This window comes from Moraxella sp. CTOTU49803 (assembly GCF_032097965.1).
Taxonomy (GTDB): domain Bacteria; phylum Pseudomonadota; class Gammaproteobacteria; order Pseudomonadales; family Moraxellaceae; genus Faucicola; species Faucicola tetraodonis.
In genome coordinates, this window is the sequence record NZ_DAMCJP010000001.1 from 618,075 (window position 1) to 642,136 (window position 24,062).

20 protein-coding genes and 1 pseudogene are annotated in these 24,062 nt (G+C 43.0%); 14 read left to right on the forward strand and 7 right to left on the reverse strand.

The genetic code is table 11. From position 1 onward, the window contains the following. Positions 1-153 precede the first annotated feature (153 nt). On the forward strand, positions 154-3,210 hold the full coding sequence (locus RT422_RS02780) for a LysM peptidoglycan-binding domain-containing protein (protein ID WP_313421196.1): 3,057 nt from the start codon (positions 154-156) through the stop codon (positions 3,208-3,210). Between the two features lie 175 nt (positions 3,211-3,385). On the opposite strand, the gene RT422_RS02785 is transcribed toward RT422_RS02780, so the two are convergent. Next, on the reverse strand, positions 3,386-3,658 hold the full coding sequence (locus RT422_RS02785; RefSeq protein WP_007116691.1) for an HU family DNA-binding protein: 273 nt from the start codon (positions 3,656-3,658) through the stop codon (positions 3,386-3,388). A 449-nt stretch (positions 3,659-4,107) separates the two neighbouring features. On the opposite strand from RT422_RS02785, the gene RT422_RS02790 reads away from it, so the two are divergent. The 8 genes and pseudogenes from RT422_RS02790 to fdx all read left to right on the forward strand — a co-directional run bounded on the left by RT422_RS02790 (position 4,108) and on the right by fdx (position 10,911). Next, positions 4,108-4,770 (forward strand): hypothetical protein, encoded by a 663-nt coding sequence (locus RT422_RS02790; RefSeq protein WP_144917634.1) that lies wholly within the window; start codon positions 4,108-4,110, stop codon positions 4,768-4,770. Positions 4,771-4,976: 206 nt separating this feature from the next. Further along, positions 4,977-5,408, forward strand: a pseudogene (locus RT422_RS02795) (Rrf2 family transcriptional regulator); the annotation flags it as partial. A 179-nt stretch (positions 5,409-5,587) separates the two neighbouring features. Then, positions 5,588-6,805: an IscS subfamily cysteine desulfurase gene (locus RT422_RS02800; protein WP_095355459.1), complete on the forward strand. Its 1,218-nt coding sequence runs from the start codon at positions 5,588-5,590 to the stop codon at positions 6,803-6,805. 101 nt (positions 6,806-6,906) lie between these two features. Further along, positions 6,907-7,290: a Fe-S cluster assembly scaffold IscU gene (gene iscU, locus RT422_RS02805; RefSeq protein ID WP_050324430.1), complete on the forward strand. Its 384-nt coding sequence runs from the start codon at positions 6,907-6,909 to the stop codon at positions 7,288-7,290. Positions 7,291-7,398: 108 nt separating this feature from the next. Continuing rightward, positions 7,399-7,719: an iron-sulfur cluster assembly protein IscA gene (gene iscA / locus RT422_RS02810; protein WP_050324431.1), complete on the forward strand. Its 321-nt coding sequence runs from the start codon at positions 7,399-7,401 to the stop codon at positions 7,717-7,719. Between the two features lie 52 nt (positions 7,720-7,771). Further along, entirely contained in the window at positions 7,772-8,404 is a 633-nt protein-coding gene (locus RT422_RS02815; protein ID WP_144917636.1) for a Fe-S protein assembly co-chaperone HscB, read from the forward strand. A 176-nt stretch (positions 8,405-8,580) separates the two neighbouring features. Beyond that, positions 8,581-10,533 (forward strand): Fe-S protein assembly chaperone HscA, encoded by a 1,953-nt coding sequence (gene hscA, locus RT422_RS02820; protein WP_313421199.1) that lies wholly within the window; start codon positions 8,581-8,583, stop codon positions 10,531-10,533. 39 nt (positions 10,534-10,572) lie between these two features. After that, complete coding sequence (gene fdx, locus RT422_RS02825) at positions 10,573-10,911, forward strand: ISC system 2Fe-2S type ferredoxin (protein ID WP_313421200.1); 339 nt, start codon at positions 10,573-10,575, stop codon at positions 10,909-10,911. Between the two features lie 137 nt (positions 10,912-11,048). On the opposite strand, the gene RT422_RS02830 is transcribed toward fdx, so the two are convergent. Continuing rightward, entirely contained in the window at positions 11,049-12,917 is a 1,869-nt protein-coding gene (locus RT422_RS02830; RefSeq protein WP_313421201.1) for a SurA N-terminal domain-containing protein, read from the reverse strand. A gap of 171 nt (positions 12,918-13,088) precedes the next feature. Continuing rightward, the gene (locus RT422_RS02835; RefSeq protein WP_313421202.1) at positions 13,089-14,744 is read right to left on the reverse strand and encodes an ATPase; all 1,656 of its coding nucleotides are present in this window, start codon (positions 14,742-14,744) and stop codon (positions 13,089-13,091) included. Between the two features lie 222 nt (positions 14,745-14,966). Here RT422_RS02835 and RT422_RS02840 point away from each other — a divergent pair, with 222 nt between their 5' ends. The 4 genes from RT422_RS02840 to RT422_RS02855 all read left to right on the forward strand — a co-directional run bounded on the left by RT422_RS02840 (position 14,967) and on the right by RT422_RS02855 (position 19,289). After that, complete coding sequence (locus RT422_RS02840; RefSeq protein WP_313421204.1) at positions 14,967-15,665, forward strand: FFLEELY motif protein; 699 nt, start codon at positions 14,967-14,969, stop codon at positions 15,663-15,665. A gap of 85 nt (positions 15,666-15,750) precedes the next feature. Further along, complete coding sequence (ubiE, locus tag RT422_RS02845; protein ID WP_186303368.1) at positions 15,751-16,782, forward strand: bifunctional demethylmenaquinone methyltransferase/2-methoxy-6-polyprenyl-1,4-benzoquinol methylase UbiE; 1,032 nt, start codon at positions 15,751-15,753, stop codon at positions 16,780-16,782. Between the two features lie 55 nt (positions 16,783-16,837). Further along, the gene (locus RT422_RS02850) at positions 16,838-17,479 is read left to right on the forward strand and encodes a hypothetical protein (protein ID WP_282841048.1); all 642 of its coding nucleotides are present in this window, start codon (positions 16,838-16,840) and stop codon (positions 17,477-17,479) included. A 145-nt stretch (positions 17,480-17,624) separates the two neighbouring features. Then, a complete protein-coding gene (locus tag RT422_RS02855; protein ID WP_313421205.1) occupies positions 17,625-19,289 on the forward strand; it encodes an ABC1 kinase family protein in 1,665 nt (554 codons plus the stop codon). A 4-nt stretch (positions 19,290-19,293) separates the two neighbouring features. On the opposite strand, the gene RT422_RS02860 is transcribed toward RT422_RS02855, so the two are convergent. From RT422_RS02860 to rubA, 3 genes are all read right to left on the reverse strand, one after another. After that, positions 19,294-20,256: an alpha/beta fold hydrolase gene (locus RT422_RS02860; RefSeq protein ID WP_409520107.1), complete on the reverse strand. Its 963-nt coding sequence runs from the start codon at positions 20,254-20,256 to the stop codon at positions 19,294-19,296. Between the two features lie 92 nt (positions 20,257-20,348). Then, on the reverse strand, positions 20,349-21,800 hold the full coding sequence (locus tag RT422_RS02865; protein WP_313421208.1) for an FAD-dependent oxidoreductase: 1,452 nt from the start codon (positions 21,798-21,800) through the stop codon (positions 20,349-20,351). 21 nt (positions 21,801-21,821) lie between these two features. Next, on the reverse strand, positions 21,822-21,986 hold the full coding sequence (gene rubA, locus RT422_RS02870) for a rubredoxin RubA (RefSeq protein WP_036589380.1): 165 nt from the start codon (positions 21,984-21,986) through the stop codon (positions 21,822-21,824). Positions 21,987-22,352: 366 nt separating this feature from the next. Here rubA and RT422_RS02875 point away from each other — a divergent pair, with 366 nt between their 5' ends. Then, complete coding sequence (locus RT422_RS02875; RefSeq protein WP_313421209.1) at positions 22,353-22,889, forward strand: adenine phosphoribosyltransferase; 537 nt, start codon at positions 22,353-22,355, stop codon at positions 22,887-22,889. Between the two features lie 104 nt (positions 22,890-22,993). On the opposite strand, the gene RT422_RS02880 is transcribed toward RT422_RS02875, so the two are convergent. Continuing rightward, positions 22,994-23,932, reverse strand: coding sequence for a transaldolase (locus tag RT422_RS02880; RefSeq protein WP_313421210.1), 939 nt, complete (start codon positions 23,930-23,932; stop codon positions 22,994-22,996). Positions 23,933-24,062 lie beyond the last annotated feature (130 nt).

Genomic DNA, 24,062 nt, shown 5'->3' on the forward strand with positions numbered 1-24,062 from the left:
TAATTTCAGCCAATATTTAATTTCACTGGCTTGAAATCACAGCCGTTTTTTTATTTATAATGTCAAATTTTAGCTTATATTCTTTCATAGTTTTACGCTATGAGATGGATATATGTCCTACATCTAAATTGCAAAAAAGAGCTAGGAATTATCATGTTGCTTTCGATAAGCCATTCATCAAAAAAAACTATCAAACCGTTAAGTTTAGCTATTTCCTCTATTATTTTGGCAGCCTGTAGCAGTGCGCCAACCACCAGCACCACCAGTCCAGCCGGTAAACCTATGATTGGATCATCCAGTCACAGCAAAAGCACGGTGCGTAGCGCGCAAGAAAATGCGGCGCTACTGGATATGGATAGTTTGGATGAACTGGAAGGCCTGCTTGAAGCCACCGACATGAGCATGGTAGAGAATAACGCTTTGTTGGTTCAGCGCTATGGTAATTTGTGGGATAGACTGCGCGTCAATTTTCGTATGAACTCGAATGTGTACGATCCGCGTATTGAAGCGCAAAAAAGTTGGTTTATTAGCCGCCAAGACTATCTAAACCGCTTAACAGCGCGTGCTAGCCGCTATTTATACTACACAGTGCGCGAAGCTGAACGTCGCAATATCCCAACAGAACTGGCATTATTGCCTGTGATTGAAAGCTCTTATGACCCCAATGCCAATAGTAACGCGTCTGCTGCAGGGTTATGGCAGTTTATTCCAAGTACAGGCCGTATTTATGGGTTGAATCAAACCAGCACCTTTGATGGTCGACGCGATGTGATTGAGTCAACCCGTGCCGCTTATGACTTTTTGACGGCTTTGTATAACCAGTTTGGGAGTTGGGAGTTGGCATTGGCATCCTACAATGCCGGTCCAGGCCGTGTCCAATCCGCGATTAATTATAATGCAGCACGTGGTCTACCAACGGATTATTGGTCGCTTAAGTTACCTACTGAAACGATGAACTATGTTCCTCGGTTTTTGGCTGTGGCGCAAATCGTCAAAAATCCGAGTACCTACAATGTGTATTTACCCGCAATTGCGAACCGTCAGCATTTTAGAAGTGTCCCTGCCAATGTTGGCGTGAGCTTGTATGAGATTAGTAGTTTGACAGGCGTAAGCTATGAAGAACTGCGTGCCCTAAATCCTGCGTTGATTGCAGGTACGGTAGATATGTCAGGCCCAAGCCGTATTCTGATTCCTAATGATCTCAATGAATCAATTGACCGTAAAATCACCCAATTACGCGGTAATGGTTATATGAGTCAGCAAGGTTATTTGGCAAACAATAGCTATGTCACGCCTAAAACTGTTACACCGACTTATAACACACCGACCACAAATTTTGGCAATCAAACCCGAACTACCACCACAAGTCAGGGTGATTCACTCAGTGCCGCCAAACAAGCCTATAGCAAAAAAGAAACAGTTAACTTGCCATCCTCTAGCAGCGATTTGGCGGCGATGGCAACTAGTATGGTTAAAAACCAAACCACGACTTATATCGCCCCCATTCCTAGTACACCAAGCATCCAAAGCCGCAATACAGTAATCAAAGAACCACCGATTACCGCCACCGAGCAAAAAATGGTGACCGCTGAAATGCAGTCTACCAATACATTACCAACCACTTCAGCCGTTGTTACTGCCAACAACACCGTGGTGCAAGAACCACCTTTATCCAATCAAGAGCGTAACTTGATTGCTAAAGAAATCGAAAAAACCGCACCCCAAGTAGAGCAAGCGATTAACCCTACAGATGGTAATATCAAGCTCAATGCCATCCAGACCCAGCAAGCTATATTAGAAGCCAAAGGCGAAACCAAAAAACTCAGTTACGAAGAGCCGCCAGTGGTGTTGCCAAAAGAGGTCAAAATTACCCAAGCGTCGAGCTTAAATGGTAAAGCACCAAACACGGCGCAAGTGACCACGAGCAAATCCAATACCGCCAGTGAAAGCAATGCTGTCACGGTTAGCAAGCCGGCTGCCAAAAAACGTCCAAGTGGCACACGCAGCACCTATCAAGTCAAAGCTGGCGACACCTTGGCAAATATCGCCAGTCGCATGGGTGTAAATTGGCGAGATATCGCTGAATGGAACCAAATTGACCCAAATGCTGCCTTGCTAGCAGGTTCAACACTTTACTTATACAACGCCAAGCCTATCGAACCCAAAGTAGCAGAATCGCCAAAACGTAAAGCCAATAGCTATATCGTGCAAGCGGGGGATACCTTGACAGGCATCGCCGACAAGTTTGATCTAAATGTCAGTGAGTTAGCAAAATTCAATAATTTACCAGTCACTTATCAAGTGCGTACCAACCAAAACTTGTGGTTAATTCCAGACAAAATGCCAGAGCCGCCAGTGGCACAGCCCGCAGCGCAAAAGCCTGCCCCTGCTAGAGCTGAAGTGCAACCGGTATCAAGTCGTTATACGGTTCAGACGGGTGATACCTTGTCGGGTATCGCTGATCGACTGTCCGTATCGCCCAAAGACATTGCCGATGTCAACGGTTTTAACACCAATTATCGTGTGCAAAAAGGACAAGTCATCATCGTGCCTGTCACAGTTGAAAAGGTCAAATATGCGCTAGCTGGCAAATCGATTAACTACACGGTACGTCCAGGTGATAGCTTAGGTAGCGTCGCCAATAACTTTGATTTAACGGTAGCAGACTTGGCCAAAGCCAATTATCTAAAACCGACTGCAAATTTAATTCAGGGGCAAAAACTGGTTATTCCTCAAGCAGGATTGGGTACGGTGGCTAGCGTGACAGCGACCCGCGAACCGATGAGCAAGCAGGACTCTGCAAAACCAGAGAGCAAAAAAGAAACAAAAAAAGAGACCAAAACAGCCAAAGATACCCAATCAGAGGATGATAACAAGCCAGCGTCAAAACCAGTAAGCAAATATAGCCGTGGTGATACGCAAAGCTACCAAGTAAAATCTGGTGATAGCCTGACAAACTTGAGTGCAAAATATGGCGTTTCCAAAAGCGAACTTGCCGCCTTAAATAACTTAAAAGGTAATGAGTCGTTATTGATTGGTCAAAACATCAAAATCCCGAAAACCACAACAACCTATAAAGTCAAAGCAGGCGAAGGCTTAATTTCTTTGGCGGGACGCTTTGGCATCAGCCCTAAAGAACTGGCTAGCTTAAATAACTTGTCACCAACAGCATCGCTAAAAGTGGGTCAAACCATTACGGTGCCAAGATAGGTTATAGTTTATAAAATAAAAAACCGCTATGTAAAAATAGTGGTTTTTTATTTAGCTGTTTTACTTGGTTTTTGTGTTTGGTTTTTTATATTTGATTTTCATAGCCATTAAGGCAATAAAAAAGCGTATTTAATTAAAAATACGCTTTTTTAGATATAAAGAGATAAAGGGTTAATTAATTAACCATATCTTTTAAACTTTTACCTGCTTTAAAGCTTGGCACTTTGCTTGCTGGAATTTGAATTTCTTCTTTAGTCTGTGGGTTACGACCTGTACGTGCTTGGCGTTCTTTTACGCTAAACGTACCAAAGCCAACCAGTGACACGGTATCATTGGCTTTCATCGCTTCGCCAATCGTTGCGATAAAGGCATTTAATGCTTCAGTTGATTGGGCTTTAGAAAGACCACTTTTTTTAGCAATGCTATCAACTAATTCTGACTTATTCATAAGAATATCCTTCAAATTTTTAGGGATGAAAATAAACGTTATATATACAAAGCACACGCTCGGCAATTAATTAGGCTCAAAGCCTTAAGTATCAAGTGCTGCATAAGTAATTATGATTCGATTATAAGTAAACTCCAACGGCTTCACAAGCAGTTTAAGCATAATTTCTGTGGAATTAAGCATTGATTAACGTGTTTTTGCAAAATATAGTGGTTAGCACACCAAACGATAACATTTTTTTTCAACAAAAATCGCTAAAACTTGTTATATAAAACCATATGGCTAAAATCAATCTAGCCATTATGCTTTTATTAGCAGCCAATATGAATATTGAACGACTAGCATTGTTTTATACCAGACTTACAATAATTAATGTTATTAACAACCTTTTGAAGTTACACTATCGACAAATTACAAAACCCATATTTGATTAATTTTGTGGAAATTTAATGAACGATAATTTTCAAACTTCGACCAATGCCCCAAGCAATATAGCCACGACAGCGCTCAATGTTGTATTAGTGATTATTGAAACCTTGCTGACCCTGTTGCTACGTTTCGATGCGGATCTTCGTAAGACTGTTTATCCTTTAGCCACTACCAATACCGTCGTCCGTATTCATGCTTATGTCCCAAGCGTCACTTTTTATATGACCTTTACGGTTAATGGTATTTTGCTAGACAGCCAATTACAGCCTTCTCAGCAGGTCGATGTGACCATCAATGGCTTTACTTGGCAAATTGCACAGAATTTATTTACCAACCAGCCTAAAGCCATCGAGCAGCTACAAATTCGCGGCGAAGCACAAAAGATGGCAGAGGTGAAGGCTTTTTTACATCAAATTGGTATCAATCAGCTATTACAAGTCATCACAAAGGCAGTCAAAGGCGATAAAGACAAGCAAAAAACCAAAAAGCCTATCAAAACCGATGCTGACTACAAACAACAAGTTGAGACACTCAATAGCCAAGTCAACGCCGCAAATCTACAAAAAACAGCGCTTGAAGCACAAATTGTAGAATTAAAAAGTAAAAATCAATGGATGAAACGCGCGGCAATCGCATTTTTTGTATTATTCGTTATTTGCGCGATTGGCTGGGCGGTAAAATAACAACTATTGCCTGCATTGCTTTGATTAAAGTCGCTTATCATTAAACAAATAAATCTGAGAAATAAATAAATCCGAGTGTTTTAGTAAGAATTAATCTTGACTAAAAGACTCGGATTTTCATATAATAGTCCTACCAATCATAAAACGCGTTTTCACAATTTACGATGCTTGAACAGATTTAAATTTTTAACTTAAGTGGGGCTATTATGCGATTGACAACCCGAGGACGCTATGCAGTGACGGCGCTGCTAGATTTGGCATTGCAAGAGCAAAAACATGAATTGGCTGTGTCATTGTCTGATATCGCAAAACGTCAAGAGATTTCTATTTCTTATCTTGAGCAGTTGTTTTCAAAGCTGCGTAAAAAAGGTTTGGTGGTAAGCACTCGTGGCGCATCAGGTGGTTACCATATTGCCAAACCCATCAATGAAATCTCAATTATGAGTATTATTTCAGCAGTTGATGAGTCGGTTGATGCCAGAGCTTGCGAAGGTAAAGGTAACTGTCAAGATGGCGCTATGTGTTTAACCCATGATTTATGGAATGGCTTGTCAGAGCAAATTGAAAATTATCTGTCCACCGTGACATTAGATACGCTCATTAATCGTCAAATTATCCGTGAAATTTCTGAGCGTCAAATTTTGATGGTTGAAGACATGCAGGATAAAAATCAGTCTGCGGTAAACCCGATGACAGAGGCACCCGTATCGCAACGATCAAAGAAAATCACCAATAAAGTTAGTAACATTAGTAATAATCATTCATTAGCTGATAACAGCAAAACCTTACAACAAAATTCCGGGGAGAATTTGTTAGCATGAATAAATTAGTCTATTTAGATTATGCCGCGACTACACCAATTGATGAGCAAGTCGCCCAAAAGATGATGAAATACATGACCTTTGATGGCGTGTTTGGTAATCCTGCCTCACGTTCACATGGGTTTGGTTGGCAAGCGGAAGAAGCGGTTGAAACTGCCCGTGAGCAAATTGCAGAATTAATCAACGCCGATCCACGTGAAATTGTATTTACTTCAGGTGCTACTGAGTCAGACAATTTAGCGATTAAAGGGGTGGCACAGTTTTATAGTGGTAAAGGCAAACACATCATTACTAGTAAAATCGAACATAAAGCCGTGCTAGACGTCTGCCGTGAATTAGAAACAGAAGGTTTTGAAATCACCTATCTAGACCCACAACCAAAGACAGGCCTGATAACGATTGACCAAGTTAAAGAGGCTATTCGTGAAGATACTATTTTAGTGACCCTAATGATGGTTAATAACGAACTTGGTACGTTAACAGATGTCGCGGCGATTGGTGAAATCACACGTGAAAAAGGTATTATTTTTCATGTCGATGCGGCGCAGGCAGCCGGTAAAACTCCGATTGATTTAGAGCAATTAAAAGTTGATTTGATGAGTTTTTCTGGGCATAAAATTTATGGTCCTAAAGGTATTGGTGCGCTATATGTTCGCCGTAAACCACGTGTGCGCCTAAAATCACAAATGCAAGGTGGCGGTCATGAGCGTGGTATGCGTTCAGGTACGTTGGCAACGCATCAGATTGTGGGAATGGGTGAAGCCTTTGCCATTGCGGGCAAACGTATGGCAGAAGATGAAGCCAGACTGACAAAACTGCGCCAACGTCTGTGGGATGGCTTAAAAGAGCTTGATGAGGTTTATCTTAATGGTGACATCAATCACAGCATCCCAAATATCGTCAACATCAGCTTTAACTTTGTAGAAGGCGAATCGTTGATGATGTCATTGAAAGATTTTGCCGTGTCGTCTGGTTCTGCTTGTACATCAGCGACGCTTGAGCCTTCCTACGTATTACGTGCGATTGGATTATCAGATGAGCTTGCTCACAGTTCAATTCGTTTTAGTTTGGGACGTTATACCACCGAAGAAGATGTTGACCATGCGATTGCTGAGATGCGAACCGCGGTTGAAAAATTACGCGCTTTATCACCGCTTTGGGATATGTATAAAGAAGGCGTTGATTTAAATAGTGTGGAATGGAATGAACATTAATTTGAATTAAAAATTAATTTCCATTAAAAATTTATTCAATCAAATTAATAAGTAAAGATTAGTCAGTTACGTTTAACGTAACCAGCCAAAAGGAAAATGAAATGGCCTACAGTGATAAAGTGCTTGACCATTATGAAAATCCACGAAATGTGGGAAACTTAGATAAAGATGCCAAAAATGTCGGTACCGGTATGGTCGGTGCCCCAGCGTGTGGAGATGTGATGCGCCTGCAAATCCAAGTGGGTGATAACGGTATCATTGAAGATGCGCGCTTTAAAACCTATGGTTGTGGTTCAGCCATTGCCTCAAGCTCATTGGTGACAGAGTGGCTTAAAGGCAAAACCCTGGATGAAGCTAGCGCAATTAAAAACAAAGATATCGCAGAGGAGCTGGCATTGCCACCGGTTAAAGTGCACTGCTCAGTGCTGGCAGAAGACGCCATTAAAGCAGCGATTGAAGATTATAAATCTAAAGCCAATGCTTGATTGATTGTACGATTGTCAAAGTCTTATTGACTCATCCTCAATAAGACTTTGGCTCAGTTACTTAAAGTGAGTCGCTTAAAGATTGAAATTAGTAGATGGGGTAGTAAAGTGATTGAATTATCAAACGATGCAGCTGAACATGTACGCGATTTTTTACAAAACCGTGGTCATGGTGAAGGTATCCGTGTGGGTATCCGAACCGCAGGTTGTTCTGGCTTAGCGTATGTGCTGGAATTTGTCGATGAGCCAGACCCTAACGACCAACGTTTTGAAAGCAACGGGGTTAGTGTATTTGTCGATCCAAAAAGCTTGGTTTATCTTAATGGTTTGAAAATGGATTTTGTCAAAGAAGGTCTCAATGAAGGCTTTAAATTTAGTAATCCAAACCAAAAAGGTGAGTGTGGCTGTGGTGAATCTTTCACCGTTTAGTTTTTAATATTTTTTTGTCAGTATATTGATGGCTCGGTAGGGGAAATTGAAAATGGTTAATTATTTTGAGTTGATGAATGTACCCCAACACTATCAAATTGATATAGCCAAGCTTCAGCAGACCCTTCGCCAGCTTCAATCTAAGTTCCATCCTGATACTAATCTTGATGCGTCTATAGCTGAGCAAACCCTTTCGCCATCTGCTAATACGGATAGTTCTTTGCGTGAATCAATCGCTAAGTTATCCTCACTAAAGCCTGAGCAAGCGTCTGCGATTATTAATGAAGCCTACAATACGCTTAAAAACCCCGATTCTCGCGCGTCACATTTATTGGCACTCAAAGGCATTTCACAATCTATTAACCAGCCGATTCGTGATTTGGACTTTTTAGACGATGCCATGTCATTTCGTATCGATTTAGACGATGCTGATAGCCAAAGTATTACCTTGCTTAGCAAAAAACTTACCGAATGGCTAAATAATTATCAACTTGCTTTTGACGAAGTTTATCAAAAAATTGATAACTCAGATGCAGCTGAGGCTAATGATGATGCCTTAACCAAGCAAGCGATAGATATCATTCAAAAACTGCAGTTTTTGGTTAAACTGCAAGTAGATGTGGCAAAAACCACCGATGAATTAGCCAAGCAGAATTTTGATAATGATGACGATCTGTATGTGTAAATCATGATTAAAGGGTAAGTTGTCATAGCGTTGGTTAATTTATTTGGTTTATCATATTTTTAATTTATAATACCATCCGTTTTGACTTTCTATAAAGATATAACCTAAGCTAAAGATATAAACTAAGCTAGTTTTATCTTCAAATTATTTTTTCTATTTGTTAATTGGTCCAATATATGTCGTTATTACAAATCGCTGAACCCAATCAAAGTGCCAAGCCCCATGCGCATCGTTTTGCTTTAGGAATTGATTTAGGAACCACGCGTTCAATTGTAGCGGTAGTCCGTTCAGGCGAGCCACAAGTGATTGGCGATAAAGTTAGCGAATGTCAATCCAGTGACAATAACGCCAATGACGACAGTCAAATTGCTAATCAGGTAAAAGGTATCGATTGCCAAAAGCTTTTACCCTCGGTGGTGTATTTTGGCTTAGATGACAATGGCAATCCAGAAACTTTGGTAGGTAGTCAAGCGGAAGCAATGGCAGAGCAAGCGCCAAGCTACACTGTACGCTCGGTCAAACGGTTTATGGGTCGAAGCATCAAGGATATTAAGTTTAATCATCCCTATGAATTAGTCGGCGATGTCGACGTCATGCCAAGTATCCAAACCCCACAAGGTGCCAAAAACCCTGTTGAAGTATCAAGTATCCTGTTAAAACATCTGTATGATCGGGCAAAATTGGCGTTACCTGACAATAGTATTGTGGGTGCGGTGATTACGGTGCCGGCTTATTTTGATGAAGCACAGCGCCAAGCCACCAAAGATGCGGCTAAATTGGCAGGCATTCATGTGATTCGCTTATTAAACGAGCCGACTGCCGCCGCGATGGCGTATGGGCTGAACCAAGCACAAGACGAAGCGTATCATCTCATTTATGATTTGGGCGGCGGCACGTTTGATGTATCGGTGTTAAAGCTCAATCACGGTGTGTATGAAGTGCTGGCAACGGGTGGCAATAGCGCACTGGGTGGCGATGATATTGACCGCCTGATTGCTAATTGGCTCATTCAACAAACAGGCTTGAATCCATCAACCATTGATAACCATCAAAAACAACTGCTAAACGTACAGGCTCGCACGCTTAAAGAGCAGTTGTCAAAAACAGACCAAGTGACTGCCGAAGTTTCACTGAACGGTCAAACTTTTGATATTGTGTTAACCCAAAGCAATCTTCGTCAAATCATCCAGCCTGTGACTGACCGTACATTAGCGGTGTGTGCGCAAGTGCTACGTGATGCTGGACTTGAAACGTCCCAGCTTGATGAAGTGGTATTGGTAGGGGGTTCGACACGAATGCCATTGATTCAGCAAATCGTGGCAGAAACGTTTAATCAGCCGCCACTGTCACGCATCAATCCCGATGAAGTCGTCGCGTTAGGCGCAGCCAAATATGCTGACCAATTAATTGGACAACAGCAAAATACGGTGTTGCTGCTTGATGTCACGCCTTTATCCTTGGGGCTTGAGACTATGGGCGGTCTTACCGAAGTAATTATTCCGCGTAACACGCCCATTCCTGTGACGCGTAAACAGGTGTTTACAACCTATCAAGATAACCAAAATGGTATGATTATCCATGTGGTACAAGGTGAACGCGATACGGTGGCTGACAACCGCTCGTTAGGGCAGTTTAAACTGACTGATATTCCAGCGATGAAAGCAGGATTGGCGCGTATCGAAGTTACTTTTCAAATTGATGCTAATGGCCAATTAACCGTTTGGGCTAAAGAGTTAACAACGGGCAAAGCAAGCCAAATTCAAGTCAAGCCGTCTTATGGGTTATCAGAAGATGAGCAGGAAAAACTGCTCAAGGCAGGCTTTGATTTTGCCATGCAAGATCGACTGCAGCGCAGCTTGATTGAAAGTCAAGTAGAAGCAAAACGAGAATTGTTGGCGCTAGCATCCGCGCTTGCAGAATTTGGCTTTTTATTAACCGATGAGCAGAAAAATACGCTGCAAACCTCGATGGCTGATGTTCAACAGGCAATTGATGGTGCTGAACAAGCCCAGTTAGAAACAGCGAGCGCGCAGCTAAAAGTTCATAGTGATGACTTTGCTGCACTTATCATGAACCAAGCGGTCAATGAAACCATGAAAGGCACTTCAACCGCGGATTGGTCAAATTAATTTTGAATACATAAGACTATTAATCGTTAAGAGATTGCTATGCCAAAAATTACTGTATTACCACATCACCAAATTTGCCCTACTGGCGCAGAGATTGAACTCAATGCAGGCGATAATCTATGCCGTGGTTTGCTAGAAAAAGGCGTGAAAATTGAGCATGCTTGTGATATGTCAAAAGCTTGTACTACCTGCCATGTTATCGTGCGAAAAGGCTTTAATAGCTTGGAGGAAATGGATGATATCGAAGCTGATTTGCTGGATCGCGCTTGGGGGCTAGAGCCAGATTCAAGACTGTCTTGCCAAGTCATCATCGATGGTCAAGATTTGACCATTGAAATTCCAAAATACACCATCAATCACGCCTCTGAAAATCATTAATACCGACCAATAAAAAAAGGCTTACTAATCATCGTTAGTAAGCCTTTTTTGATAGCGCTACGTATTGCTAAACACTCGTTATTGCTAGAACAAGGCGCTGACTCATTCAGATTCAGCGCATATTTATTCACAGCATATTATGGTGCAGCAGTCTGCGGTTTAACCGTGACTTGAGTGATGGATTTTAGGTATGCTAAATAATCCTCAAACTGAGACTGACCGATATTTTCGCGCACGATTTGGGCAGTTTGTTGTTTGACTTCGGGTGTGATTTGCGCGTTATCATTGCTAATAACCCCACCAACAATCACGCTTGCACCCGATACAGTAGGCCGCGTCATGACCGCTAATTGATTGTTAACAGCAGGTTGACTAAATGCCACACCACGCTCGTCATCGCTGAGTTTGCTGTCTTGACGAGTCACAATCCCCAAATCTTGGAATGGGGCACCCGCCGCTGCAATTGAATTGGCTTGTTTGACTTTGGCAGCGATGGCATTGGCCTCTGCCACGGCTAAACTTTTTGCTTTCTCTTCAATAAGTTTGGCTTTGATAACCGGCTCGGCTTCGGCTTGTGTCATGAGTTTGCTGGTGCGGTGATTGGTTGATTGTAACCATACCACTTTATCAGAGACATCTATGCCGACTGACACACTGCCTTCTTGCAGCGCTAGTGGCTCAAATGCTGCCGCTACAATGGCAGGTTGATTGAGAGCAGACGAGTTATTGGTTTTAGGGTAGTTTTTAATCGATTTCGCGGTTAATTTATAGCGATTGGCAAGCTCGGTGATAGTAGCGCCAGCAACTGCGTCATTGTTGATTTTACCAATCAAATCTTGATAGGCGGCTTCACGCTTTTGCGCCATCACTTGTTCGGTTAACACAGGCGTCAAGCTTTCAATGGTTGGTGGGGTTTGACCATTGATTTTTACCAATTTGAATAAATGATAGCCATAGTTGGTTTTGATGGGGCTGGTGACTTGACCGACTTTTAGGGTCTTGATTTGGGTCATGATGGAATCATAATCATTGGGGAACATCGATTGGGTAATTGGACCGATATTACCGCCATCGTTTTTACTGCCTTCATCTTGCGAGTACTGTTTGGCAAGTGCCGCAAAATCCGCTTGGTTGGCATCAAGTTTGCTTTTTAATGAGGTTAAGGTGGCTTGTGCTTGAGCGCCATTCATCAAAATCATTGCCAATTCGTATTCGGTCTGGTTGTTGCTATTTTTCAAATAGGTTTGATACTGTTGCTGCAATTCCTGAGCCGTTGGGGCAGCAACAGGCAGGGTATCTTTATTGAGTTCTAAATAAGTTAAATCCACCATGTCACTAGATTTAAGTGTCGCTTGATTTTTTTGATAATAGCTTGCAATTTCTTGCGGCGTCACTTGTACCTGCGGCACAAAGCTGTGCCAGTCCAAACGCAGCACTTGCACAGGGCGAGACTCAGACTGCATTGACATAAGTTTATCAATACTCCCTTGCGCAAAAATCCCTGTATTAATGATACCGCGGCTAAAGGCAGTTACCAACAAGTCTTGACGAACCGAATCAAATAATTGTTCTTTGGTCATGCCGCGACTGGTTAAATAGTTAGCAAACAACTCGTTAGAAAATTTTCCGCTGGCGTCTTGAAAGGTTTTTTCTGCCATCAGCATTTGGGTGATAGTCGCATCTGACACAGTAAAACCCAGCTGGTTGGCTTGGTTTATAATCAAATAACGGTCAATTAAATTGTGCAGCATCTGCTCACGTAATTTATCGCTATTAAGTAGGCTTGCATCGCCATTCACTTGCTCAAGCAAGGTTTCGCGGCGATTGTTAATCATGGTTTGCAAGGTGGCATTATCGATATTTAACTCTGCAACTTTGGCGACAGCATTGGGGTCATCTCCGCTACGGACAATCGACTCAAATCCTGTGATGGCTAAAGGCAGTAAAAAAAGAACGAGCAAGGCTTTGCCCATCCAACCTTTCAAAAAATTGCGTAAAGATTCCATATTGCTCACTTGCAGTTTAGATGGATTTATTAAGGATAACTAATCAGGCTAAATAATCAAATCAAACACGATATTATAGGGGAACTGTCCACCAAAATCATTATCTTTCATCAAGTTGGGTAGACAGTTTTAAGATATAGCAAAATAGTAAAAAGGCAGACTGTTAATAATTTATAAATTTTTAGATAGCTCGGAAATAATAGCGTCAAGGATTTTGAGCCTCGCGGTATATTTATCATCGGTGGCAATCACATACCACGGGCGTTTTTTATGGTGAGTCAAATGAATCATGTCGGAAGCGGCTTGCACGTACTCGTGCCATTTGGCACGGTTACGCCAATCGTCATCGGTAATTTTAAACTGTTTATTGGGCGTCTCTTCACGCGCTTTAAAGCGTTTAAGTTCTTCTTGTTCACTGATAGCGAGCCAAAACTTGACCACAATGGCGTTGCTCTGTACCAAGTCGTTTTCAAAGCGATTGATTTCGCCATAAGCACGTTGCCAGTCTGCCGCTTTTGCAAAGCCCTCAATACGTTCAACGAGTACACGACCATACCAACTACGGTCAAAAATGGTCACTCGGCTATTATGCAGGCGTTGTTTGAGTAAGGCGACGCATTTATTGCGTTTGAATTTTTGCGATAAATACGCTATATCCACATCTGCCATTTCATCATGGGGCAGGCGCGTCCAAAAACGCCACAGATAGGCGTGTTTTAATTCATCTTCGGTCGGTGCGGAGATAGCGTGGATGGTAAATTCACGCGGGTCGAGTGGGGCAATGATGCGGCGTATCGCACCGCCTTTGCCTGCCGCATCCATACCTTCAAAGACAAAGATGATATGGCGCTGACCTCGCTCACGAATCAGTTCAGCGAGTATATGTTGTTTGCTATGTAGTTGTTTTTTATAGTCTGCTTTTGCTAATGCTTGGGATTGGACGCTAACCAACTCATTAATCAGAGGGGTGGGTTTAAAAGGCAGCGGGTTGGGTTTAACAGGATTTTCGTCCGTTTTAAGGTGAACCGATTTATCAGTTTTTGCTCGGTTGTCTTGGTCATCATCGGCTGCAGCTAGTTGGTTCATGGTTTGCAGCGCTGCTAATACAACATTCGCAAATTGGATGTTTGAGGCATCAATATCCTGTCCATCTATGTGGTGCCAGCTTGATTGTAACCCCATCAGTCTGCTGCTAAAGCGTTTGAAACGTTTCACGTCTTTTTTTCGAAACCAATCTAAATGGTACAACTGCTCAGGGTCAGGCTCTTCATCGGTCAAGCGTTTTTTTAGCGTTTTATTATCGACCCAAAACAAGCACTTGACGATATCGGTGTTGTTATTGACCAAATCTTGTTCAAACGCCTCAATGTCTTCAATCATTTGCTGTAAGCGCTGTTCATCTATATCATCGCCACAGTCAAACACATAACGAATCAAGTCAGCGTACCAGTTGCCAAAATACACGGCAATTTCACCCTTTCTAGGCAGTTGCCATGTGTGACGTTGCCAAATAGGTTGGTAGCGGCTGGGATGCTGTCCCATGGTGGCGTGAACCTTGATATAGCGTGCGTCCATCCATTCGGTTAGCGCTTTGACCGCTTCGCCTTTGCCCGAATTTTCCATACCATTCACCAAGATTAGTAGCCCGCGCGAGTTTTTGCCAGCCCGTTGCTCGCGTAGGGTGGTTTGCGCGGTAATCAGGTCAAAACTTAATTGGTCTTCAAGCGTTAAAGATGAGGTGTTTTTTTCAAGTTTGGTTACTTTATCGGTGGGTTTAGAAGCGGCTATATCGTTGTTTTTGGAATTGCTGGTGCTGTGTATTGCCATGTGTCCTGCTTAGGGGAATACCCGAAATGATAGGGATGAAGTTTTTATTTTTCTAAAAGATAGCAGTTAAAGCACAGTTGAACAATTTACGATTTGTATTTTTGCTGGATTTACATTAAGGTAATGCGGCACAAAACTTCATTTTACTGTGGGTTTATACAATGGATAAACTGCAGTTTCTCTGTTTTGAATTTAAAAATTTTGCAAAAAAATCGAGGCCCTATGAGCAGCTTAAGCCAATTAGAACAAGATTTAAAACAATTCCGCGCCCTTCCATACCACAGCGATACCCAGTTAGCGCAAAAACTCAGTGAAGTACAAGCCTGGCAACGCGGTCGTATTCATAAAACCCACCAAGCGTTATTTGCCAGCGCCAACAACCAAGCCATGGGGGAATTTTTAATTGACCAACTATATGGGGGCGAAAAATTCAATGTGCTCGCTGAACAGCTAGAGCGCATGGTGCAAAAGGCTGAAAAATTAGAAAAATTTATCCCTGCCAATGCCGTGAGCACAGGGGCAGCCGGTATCATCGAAGCGATTAACGCCATTAAGCTTGATTTACAGCTTGCTCAGTATTTACAAGAAAATCATTTATCCGTGGATGAGCCATCCATGATTAAAGCCTATCAGTCCGTGAATGCAGAGTCGGCAAGACGCCAGCAGATGGCTGACCTCAAGCAAATGTGCTATCGCACGGATAAATATCTTAAATCATTTATCTTACAAAAAGCATTTTCACTCGCCAAAGGCACAGCGTACAAAAAAGGCTTTCAGCCGTTATATGACTTTATCGCTGAAGGTTTTGCTGCCATCAAACCGATTAAAAGTATTGGCGCATTTATTGAGCCATTTTGTGAAAAAGAGTTGCAAATCATTACCAATGTGCATGCTGGCAAAGAACATCCTTTTGATGTTTAATGATAAAATAGAAAAAAATTTGCACCAACTTTGCGCTTTTAACTTTGCCAAGTTTTGATTGGCGATGACCTCACTAGGAAACCACATGAACGACAATAACCATAATTCAATCCAAGACAGCTTGGTAAAAGACAGCCTCCAAGCCAATGACAAGCTCAATAGCCAAGTACAACAGTCACTGACAGCTGACACCACCATCAACCGTCAATTTACTGGCACAGCTGATTTGCCAGAATCTGTGCCGCAAGGTCAGCAGCTCACTCGCCCTGCAACCGCTACCCCAAATGACGCTATCCCCAATGAGTCGTCAGCGCAATCCCATAGCGGTTTTGATAAATCAGCTATCTACAATCCGCATACCGAAGCCACTGATGGCAATGAAGAAACTCATTTTGGCTACAAAACCGTCAAAAAAGCTGAAAAACAACAAAAAGTAGCAGAAGTATTTACCTCTGTTGCCAAAAAATACGACATCATGAATGATTTAATGTCACTGGGTATTCATCGTCTGTGGAAACGCTATGCCATCAGCCTAACGGGCGTGCGTGCAGGTCAACGGGTGCTAGATATCGCAGGGGGCACAGGTGACTTGGCAAAAGCCTTTAGTAAAGAGGTGGGTCGCACAGGTCATGTGGTATTATCCGATATCAATGAAGCGATGCTAGAGGTTGGTCGTGAGCGTCTGCTCAATGCAGGCTGTAGTAATGTCGACTTTGTACTAGCCAACGCTGAGACGCTGGCACCATTTGAAGATGAAAGTTTTGATTTGGTGACCATCAGCTTTGGGCTACGCAACGTCACCGACAAAGACGCGGCACTGCGCTCGATGTATCGGGTGCTCAAAAAAGGTGGTCGCTTGTTGATTTTGGAATTTTCAAAACCTGTGTTTGAGCCATTTGGTAAAGTCTATGATTTGTACTCGTTTACCGCATTGCCACTCATGGGTAAATTGGTGGCGAATGATAGCGAAAGCTATCAGTATTTGGCAGAGTCTATCCGTATGCACCCAGACCAACGCACCCTAAAAGGCATGATGGAAGACGCAGGCTTTGTCAATTGTGACTATCACAACTTAACAGGCGGTATCGTGGCGGTACATCGTGGGTTTAAAAAGTAACTGATGGCGAAAAATATAATAGCTCACTGAAATTTATATACTAAAAGAGAATCAGATGTTTACTGTATTACTACTCGCAGGTATTGAAAAAGTGGTTAATCTAGCGATTGCCACTGACCCCATCACCCAAGCAGGTTTACAACCGTTATCGGGTAAAGTTTTGCGCCTAGTGATGGCAGAGCCAGCCATTGAATTTGATACGATTTTTAATGATGACCACATTCGCTTTGAACCTGTGACGGTTGATGTTTTTGAACCTAAAGGTAGCGCTGTGGTAAGCAAACCTGATTGTGTTGTCAAAGTAGACAATCCTGTGCATTTGCTCAATTTGATGGGTGAACCACAAGGCAATCTGCCGATTGAGGGCGATTATAAAGTGCTGATGCAAGTCAAACAATTAGTCGCTGGGTTTGATCCTGATATTATTGGTAAACTGCAACCTCTGATTGGTCTTCCGATGGCAAGTCAATTGTCTAATCTTTTATCCAACCTAAAAGGCACAATCACTGCACCTGCTAAAGAGATGTTTGCCGATATTGCCAATATCAGAGAGTGGAAAACCAACGATGCAAATACTGATGACAATACAGGCAATGAATTAAAGCAACAGTTACTAAAACTGCGGGCGGATATTGAACGTGAACAAGCCAGACTCGATGCCATCAAGCAACAGCAAGCGGCTTTATTGGAAAAGTAGATTGCAAAAGTAAATTTATTGCAAAATTCGCTTTTGCACAATCAAAATGACGGGTTAAATCCCCGTCTTTTTTTTAACCATTAAAAAATTGCTTATATCATGCTAGAATTCCCACCATTGATAAGCTTTCTAACGAGTTGCCAACGTGTTACTAAATCATCGCAAACGTCTTTTACAACTGTGGCGCATTGCCGCTCATTATCGTGTTGATACGCATCTACCTATTGAAGAGACGCCGCAGCTTGAGCCCATTGCCAAACTTATCCGTATGCACCCTGCCAGCTATTTTCAAAAACCCCATCCAGACGGGGTTAGGCTGGCACTTGAAGAGATGGGCACGCTGTTTTTAAAATTAGGGCAGCTGCTTTCCACCCGTCGTGATTTGGTTACCCCTGAGATTATTGAGCAGTTGGTGCATCTGCAAGACAGGGTAAAGCCCTTTAGTGTCGATACGGTTATCGAGCAAATTGAACAATCGACAAAAAAAGGCGGTTTGGGGCAACCTATCAATCAGCTATTTGCTAGATTTGATGGCACACCGTTAGCGGCGGCATCCATCGCCCAAGTACACACCGCACGCCTGCATGATGGGCGTGAAGTGGTGGTTAAAGTCGTTCGCCCAACCATCCGTGAACAGATTATTGAAGATTTTGAATTATTGCGCGATTTGGCAGGGTGGGCATCGGCACGGATCGAAGCGGCGCGTGCCGTACATATTATCGATATCGTTGAAGATTATCGGCAAGTCTTGCTCAATGAGCTTGATTTAACCCTTGAAGCTGCCAATACCATCCAAATGCGTAACAACTTTTTGGGTTCATCGATGATGTATGTGCCTGAAGTATATCAAGCCAGCAAAAATATCATGATTATGGAGCGCATTGTTGGGGTGCCGATTTCGCAAACCCAAGTATTTGATGCGCTTGGATATGATAGGGCGGCACTTGCGGCAAAAGGATTAACGATTTTTTTCACCCAAGTATTTCGGGATAATTTCTTCCATGCTGATATGCACCCAGGCAATGTGTTTGTTGAAACGCTGCCAGCCGATACCCCAAATCCCAATCCCCGCTATATCGCCCTTGATTGCTCAATCGTGGGCGAGCTATCTAAAGCTGACCAAATGATTGTGGCAAGGCTTTTATTATCGGTAATGAACAATAACTTTACCGGTCTAGTGGATATCATCGCGCGAGCAGGCTGGATTCCACCCAATACCGATAAATACGCCCTCATGCGCGATATGCGCCGCACCGTGTCACCGATGATTAGTAAGCCAATCAACGACATTGATTTTGCAGGCGTGCTCATGTCGGTGCTCGATATTGCTCGTCGCTATCATTTGGATATACCGCCGCAATTAATGTTACTGCTTAAAACGCTCGTGCATGTGGAAGGTTTAGGACGGGATTTATACCCTGAGCTTGATATCTGGTCGCTCGCCAAACCGATTTTGACAGGCTGGGTAAAGCAGCAATTTGACCCGATGCAAAAAATTGGCGAGCTACGCAAGCAATTACCTGAACTGTTACTGAGTCTCAATGACATGCCACAATTGCTAGATAATAGTTTGCAAAGTCTGTCAAATCTGGGTGGCCACCAAGACCAGCAGCTGCGTGAAATACAGCAAATTCGCTCAGATATGCTCAAAAGTCGCCAGCAGGATTGGCTTGCGCTGCTTGGGTTTGTGGGTTCGTTATTTATCGCGCAAATGATTGCCAGTCATGCCGTTTGGCAGGTGAGTAGCTGGCTTGCACCAATTTTTTATGTGATTGCCGTGCTGTTTGTATTGTGGCGGTTGTTAAATTAGCGACTTAAACATGCTTCATATAATGATCGGTTAGCAGTTTGACAATCGTAGGGATAAAGGGTTTTGCCAAATCATGTCCCATATCCTTTATCAAATGAAACTCACTGTGCGCAATCGCTTTGGCAATCGCCCGACCATGCGCCGGTGGCACCAGTCCATCTTTTTCCCCATGAATGATAATAGTTGGCTGTTTGATTTTTTGGTCGAATTTAACAATAGAGCCAGTGGCTAATATTGCTTGCAGCTGCTGAAGCGCGCCACGTGGGTGATAACTACGTTCAAACCGCAAACGAATGAGTCGTTCTACTTCCTCTTCATCCACATGATTGGGTGAGCCGATACGCTGCATACACCACACGCCATATGCGACTACGTCATCAATTTGGGTGGTTTTGGGATGTGACAGTAGGGTTTGTAGCTGCTTTGGCTTGGTGGGTGGTAAAAATGGCTTGTTATTACTGGTAAACATGAGGCCCAGTGTCGACACGCGTTTTGGGTATTTGGCAGCCAAAATTTGCGCAATCATCCCGCCCATGGAGGCCCCCACCACATACACATTTTTTAGCTCAAGCTTATCAAGCAAGCGGCGGGTATCTTCCACCATGTCAAATAAGTTATACGCCACAGGAAAATGACGGTTCGTCAAACCCACTTGCATACGCAGCATCATTTTGACATTGTTGATGGGAAAACGGGGGAAAGGTCGGGCGATTTTTGAGGATAGCCCGATATCACGATTGTCAAAACGAATCACAAAAAAGCCGGCGTCAATCAAGCCTTTGACAAAACTATCTGGCCAAAACACCAACTGCGAGCCTAAGCCCATAATCAGCAGCAAGGGCGGATGATCAGGATTGCCACCAACTTCAACACACAGTTGTAATTCATCACCAATATCAATTATGGCATTTTGCATAAAGTCCGTAATCACCGAGGGTTCAAAATTAAATTTGGCTAAATCCATAATTTATTCCAAAAATATCAATCTGCTAGTGGGTTGTTGAATGAACTTTCCGCAATAGATGACCCGTTGCACGAGCGTGGCAACTAAGATAGTTACTAAGACAGCCAATCCGCCACTTGCTTGGTTAACGTTAAGCGCTGTTTTGCTGCTTCTTTACCGGCTAATACAAACCCTAAAATGCTATTAGAGCTATCTTTTGGATGGGCTGTCATGACCATGCCATCAGTCGTTGGGGTCGTTTGCCAATAAAGTTGATCGTCACTGTACTGCCCTGATACCGGTAATACCACCAAAGGTAAACTAGGTGTTTTGATAGCCACTGGCATGGCAGGATACGCCACTTTGGTCGGCGCCATGTTAGGGTCAGCTAAGGTTTTTGCCAACGCTTTGGCTTGGTTCATCAATGGCATGACATAGGGCATATAGCTACCCATCACGTTGGCACAATCGCCAATGGCATAAATATGCTTGGCTGATGTGGCTAGGTAGGCATCGACCTTGATGCCTTGCTGCACTGTTCTTGGTAAATGGGTTACTGTAGGATTGATGTGCTGTGACGATGCTATGGCAATGTTCGCTGATGCGGCAAGGTCAGTATTAGCCACCAAACCAATCGCTATCAAAACAATATCCGCCTCAAAGGTTTGTGATTGGTTATCCTTGTCAAACGAGATGGTCACGGTTGCATTATCGCTTGTGTCAATAGTTGTAGTAATATTTTTATTAAGGTTTGTCGTGATATTGGTGATATCAGTGCCTAAATAAAATGTCACCCCTGACTGAGTCAGAGCGTCTTGTAGCATGATACCTGCTTCGCTAGGGAGCTGCTGAGCCAGTGGGCGTGCTGCTTTATCAAACACTGCCACTGCGATGTCAGCGGTCTGGTTATCTGTATTTTGACCAATCAAATCATTGGCAAATTCACAACCAATCAACCCTGCACCAATAATCGCTACCTTAATGGGCGCTGATTTTTGAGATTTTAGGGTGTTTAGGCGCTGCTGAAAGCTTTTGTACTCATCTAAATGATTGACGGCAAAAATGGTTTGGTGATTGACAGCTAGATTGGGTAACAGTCTAGAATGCGCGCCTGTCGCCAATACCAAATCGCGATACGCAAGCGTTGTTTGAGACGCTTCATTGACTAACGAGCGAACCACAATAACTTGTTCATCGGCATTAATATCGGTGACTTGATGAAAATTTAATAGGGTCAGGTTTAACGTTTCTGCCATTTTTGCCGCGCTCGCATTGGCGATAGAATCGGCAAGTTTGTTTTGCGCATAGGCATTTGACAAGGTTGGCTTAGCATAGCTATCACCACTGTCTTGACACACCATGACAATAGGCAAACTAGTCGTTAGTTTTCTGAGCTCACGCGCTAGCGTATAACCCGCCATTCCTGAACCAACAATGATTACAGGTTGTGGCTCTGTATTTGATAGTTGTGCAATAGGCGCATCATTTGACATGATACTGTCTAAGCTTATACTATTGTCACTGGCACTATCGACACTCGCACTATCGGCATTGTTAGTTGATTGCATAATAAAACCCTATTATATTCATTATAGTTCAATCATTTCAAAGTCCACTTTGCTAACCCCACATTCAGGGCAAGTCCAGTCTTCGGGAATATCTTCCCAGCGTGTACCCGGCAGGATACCTTCTTCTGGGCAGCCCAGTGCCTCATCATACACCCAACCACACACGATACATTGATATTTTTTCATTGATAACTTTCCCTATGTTAGTGGTAACTTTTGCTATTGAAGATAAGGATAAAAATTGCAATTACAATGCCGAGCAGTATGTTAACCATGCAAAACTTGCGCAATCACCTAAAAATTTAACTTGCGATAGTTTACAAGTATGCACTGAAACAAGCAAGCCAATGACAGGCAACATTCAACCTCATACCGCAAATCTTTAAATCAGTTCGCCCAAGCCTAGCCTATTAATATGGTTAAAGTAAATACTTAATGCCATCCCTGACCCTGATTGGCTCAGCAGGAAAAAATTGCTAGAATGAGGCACGCTTTAGCAATTTTTACTTAATTTTTACTTAACACTTATTTTTTCTGAACTAGGTCAATCCTATGCAATCGACTATCACCCCTGATTCACCACACCCATTTTGGCAAATCATCAGAGTGGTACCTGATTTTCCCAAACAAGGCATTGCGTTTTATGATATCACGCCATTATTGCGCGCTCACGTCAATGCAGTAATTGATGCGTTACTGGCAGCGATACCACAGCCAGTATTTGAAGCGGTTGATTGCTTTGGCGCTATTGAAGCACGGGGGTTTATTTTTGCTAGCCTGTTGGCGGGTCGGACAGGCAAAGGCATGGTATTGATACGCAAAGAAGGCAAGCTGCCACCGCCTGTGGCGAATAAAAGCTATGCGCTAGAATATGGTACCGATACTTTAGAGATGCAGGCGGGACTTGCGCCGGCTAATGTGTTGTTGGTGGACGATATATTGGCGACAGGCGGTACCTTGAGCGCTGCAGTGGGGCTTTGTGAAGCCGCAGGACATCAAGTATTAGGCGCACTTGTGTTGCTTGATTTGGTGGATTTGCATCAACCGCTTGCTATACCACTTTATACCGTGTTGCAAGCTAAAGGCTAGTGGGGTGGCATGGGGCTAATCATGATTAAAGGACATGATTAGCCGCTCATAAAAATTTAATGAACTAAGCTTTATTATTCATTAAGGCTTTATTCATTAAAGCTTTAGTTAACCAAGCCTCTCAAGGTTTGTTCTAACGCTTCTCTAGCTTGGATAAAGCCTTCAATGCCTGCAGATAATAACGCTTGGCTGATAGGATCAAGCGCATGTTGTTCGGCAAATTGGGTCTCATCGAGGGTTTCTTTTTTTAGGTCAATAAATTTCATGTCTGGGAATAGCTGACGCTCGACTTTGACGTCCATCGTGGCAAGTTGGTCTAGCAAATCAGGCGCAATCGTCAATAAGTCACAACCCGCCAAAGCTAATATTTGCTCAATGCTGCGAAAACTCGCGCCCATGATTTGGGTCGTGTAGCCGTGCTGTTTGAAGTAATGATAGATAGTTTTGACTGAGCTCACGCCTTTATCACGGCTGATTTCGATGCTATCGAGTCCTTCATCTTTTTTCTGCCAATCCAAAATCCGTCCGACAAATGGCGAAATCAAGGTAACATCGGCATCGGCACAGGCTTTGGCTTGGTGCAAGCCAAATAGCAGCGTCACATTACAATGGATACCTTGTTGCTCTAACGCTTTGGCGGCTTGGATGCCTTCCCACGTGCCAGCGATTTTGATGAGTACGCGTTTTTTATCAATCCCGGCGGCTTCATAGGCTTTGATAAATTGCTGCGCTTTGACAATTGTGCCATCGGTATCATAAGACAACCTTGCATCCACTTCAGTGGAAACACGACCATCAATCAGTTTTAAAATTTCGGTGCCGATATAAATGGTGAGCTCATCAATCACCGCATCGATATCATTGCGGTGTTTTTTTAATGTCTCAATCAAAATAGGCTGCATTTGTGGCGCTGACAATGCCTTGGTAATCAAGCTTGGGTTGGTGGTCGCATCCACTGGTTTTAAGCGGGCAATCGCTTGTAAATCCCCAGTATCTGCCACAATGGTTGTCATCATTTTTAGTTGGTTTAAGCTGCTAGTCATGTACTTTCCTAAATGTCAAATTGCTGCATGTCTCTGATAACCAATCACAGACAAAATAGTATGGTTTCATTCAATGTTAGTTAACTTACCTTAAAAGCTATCACAAACATTGTGACAATCGCTAGTTTTT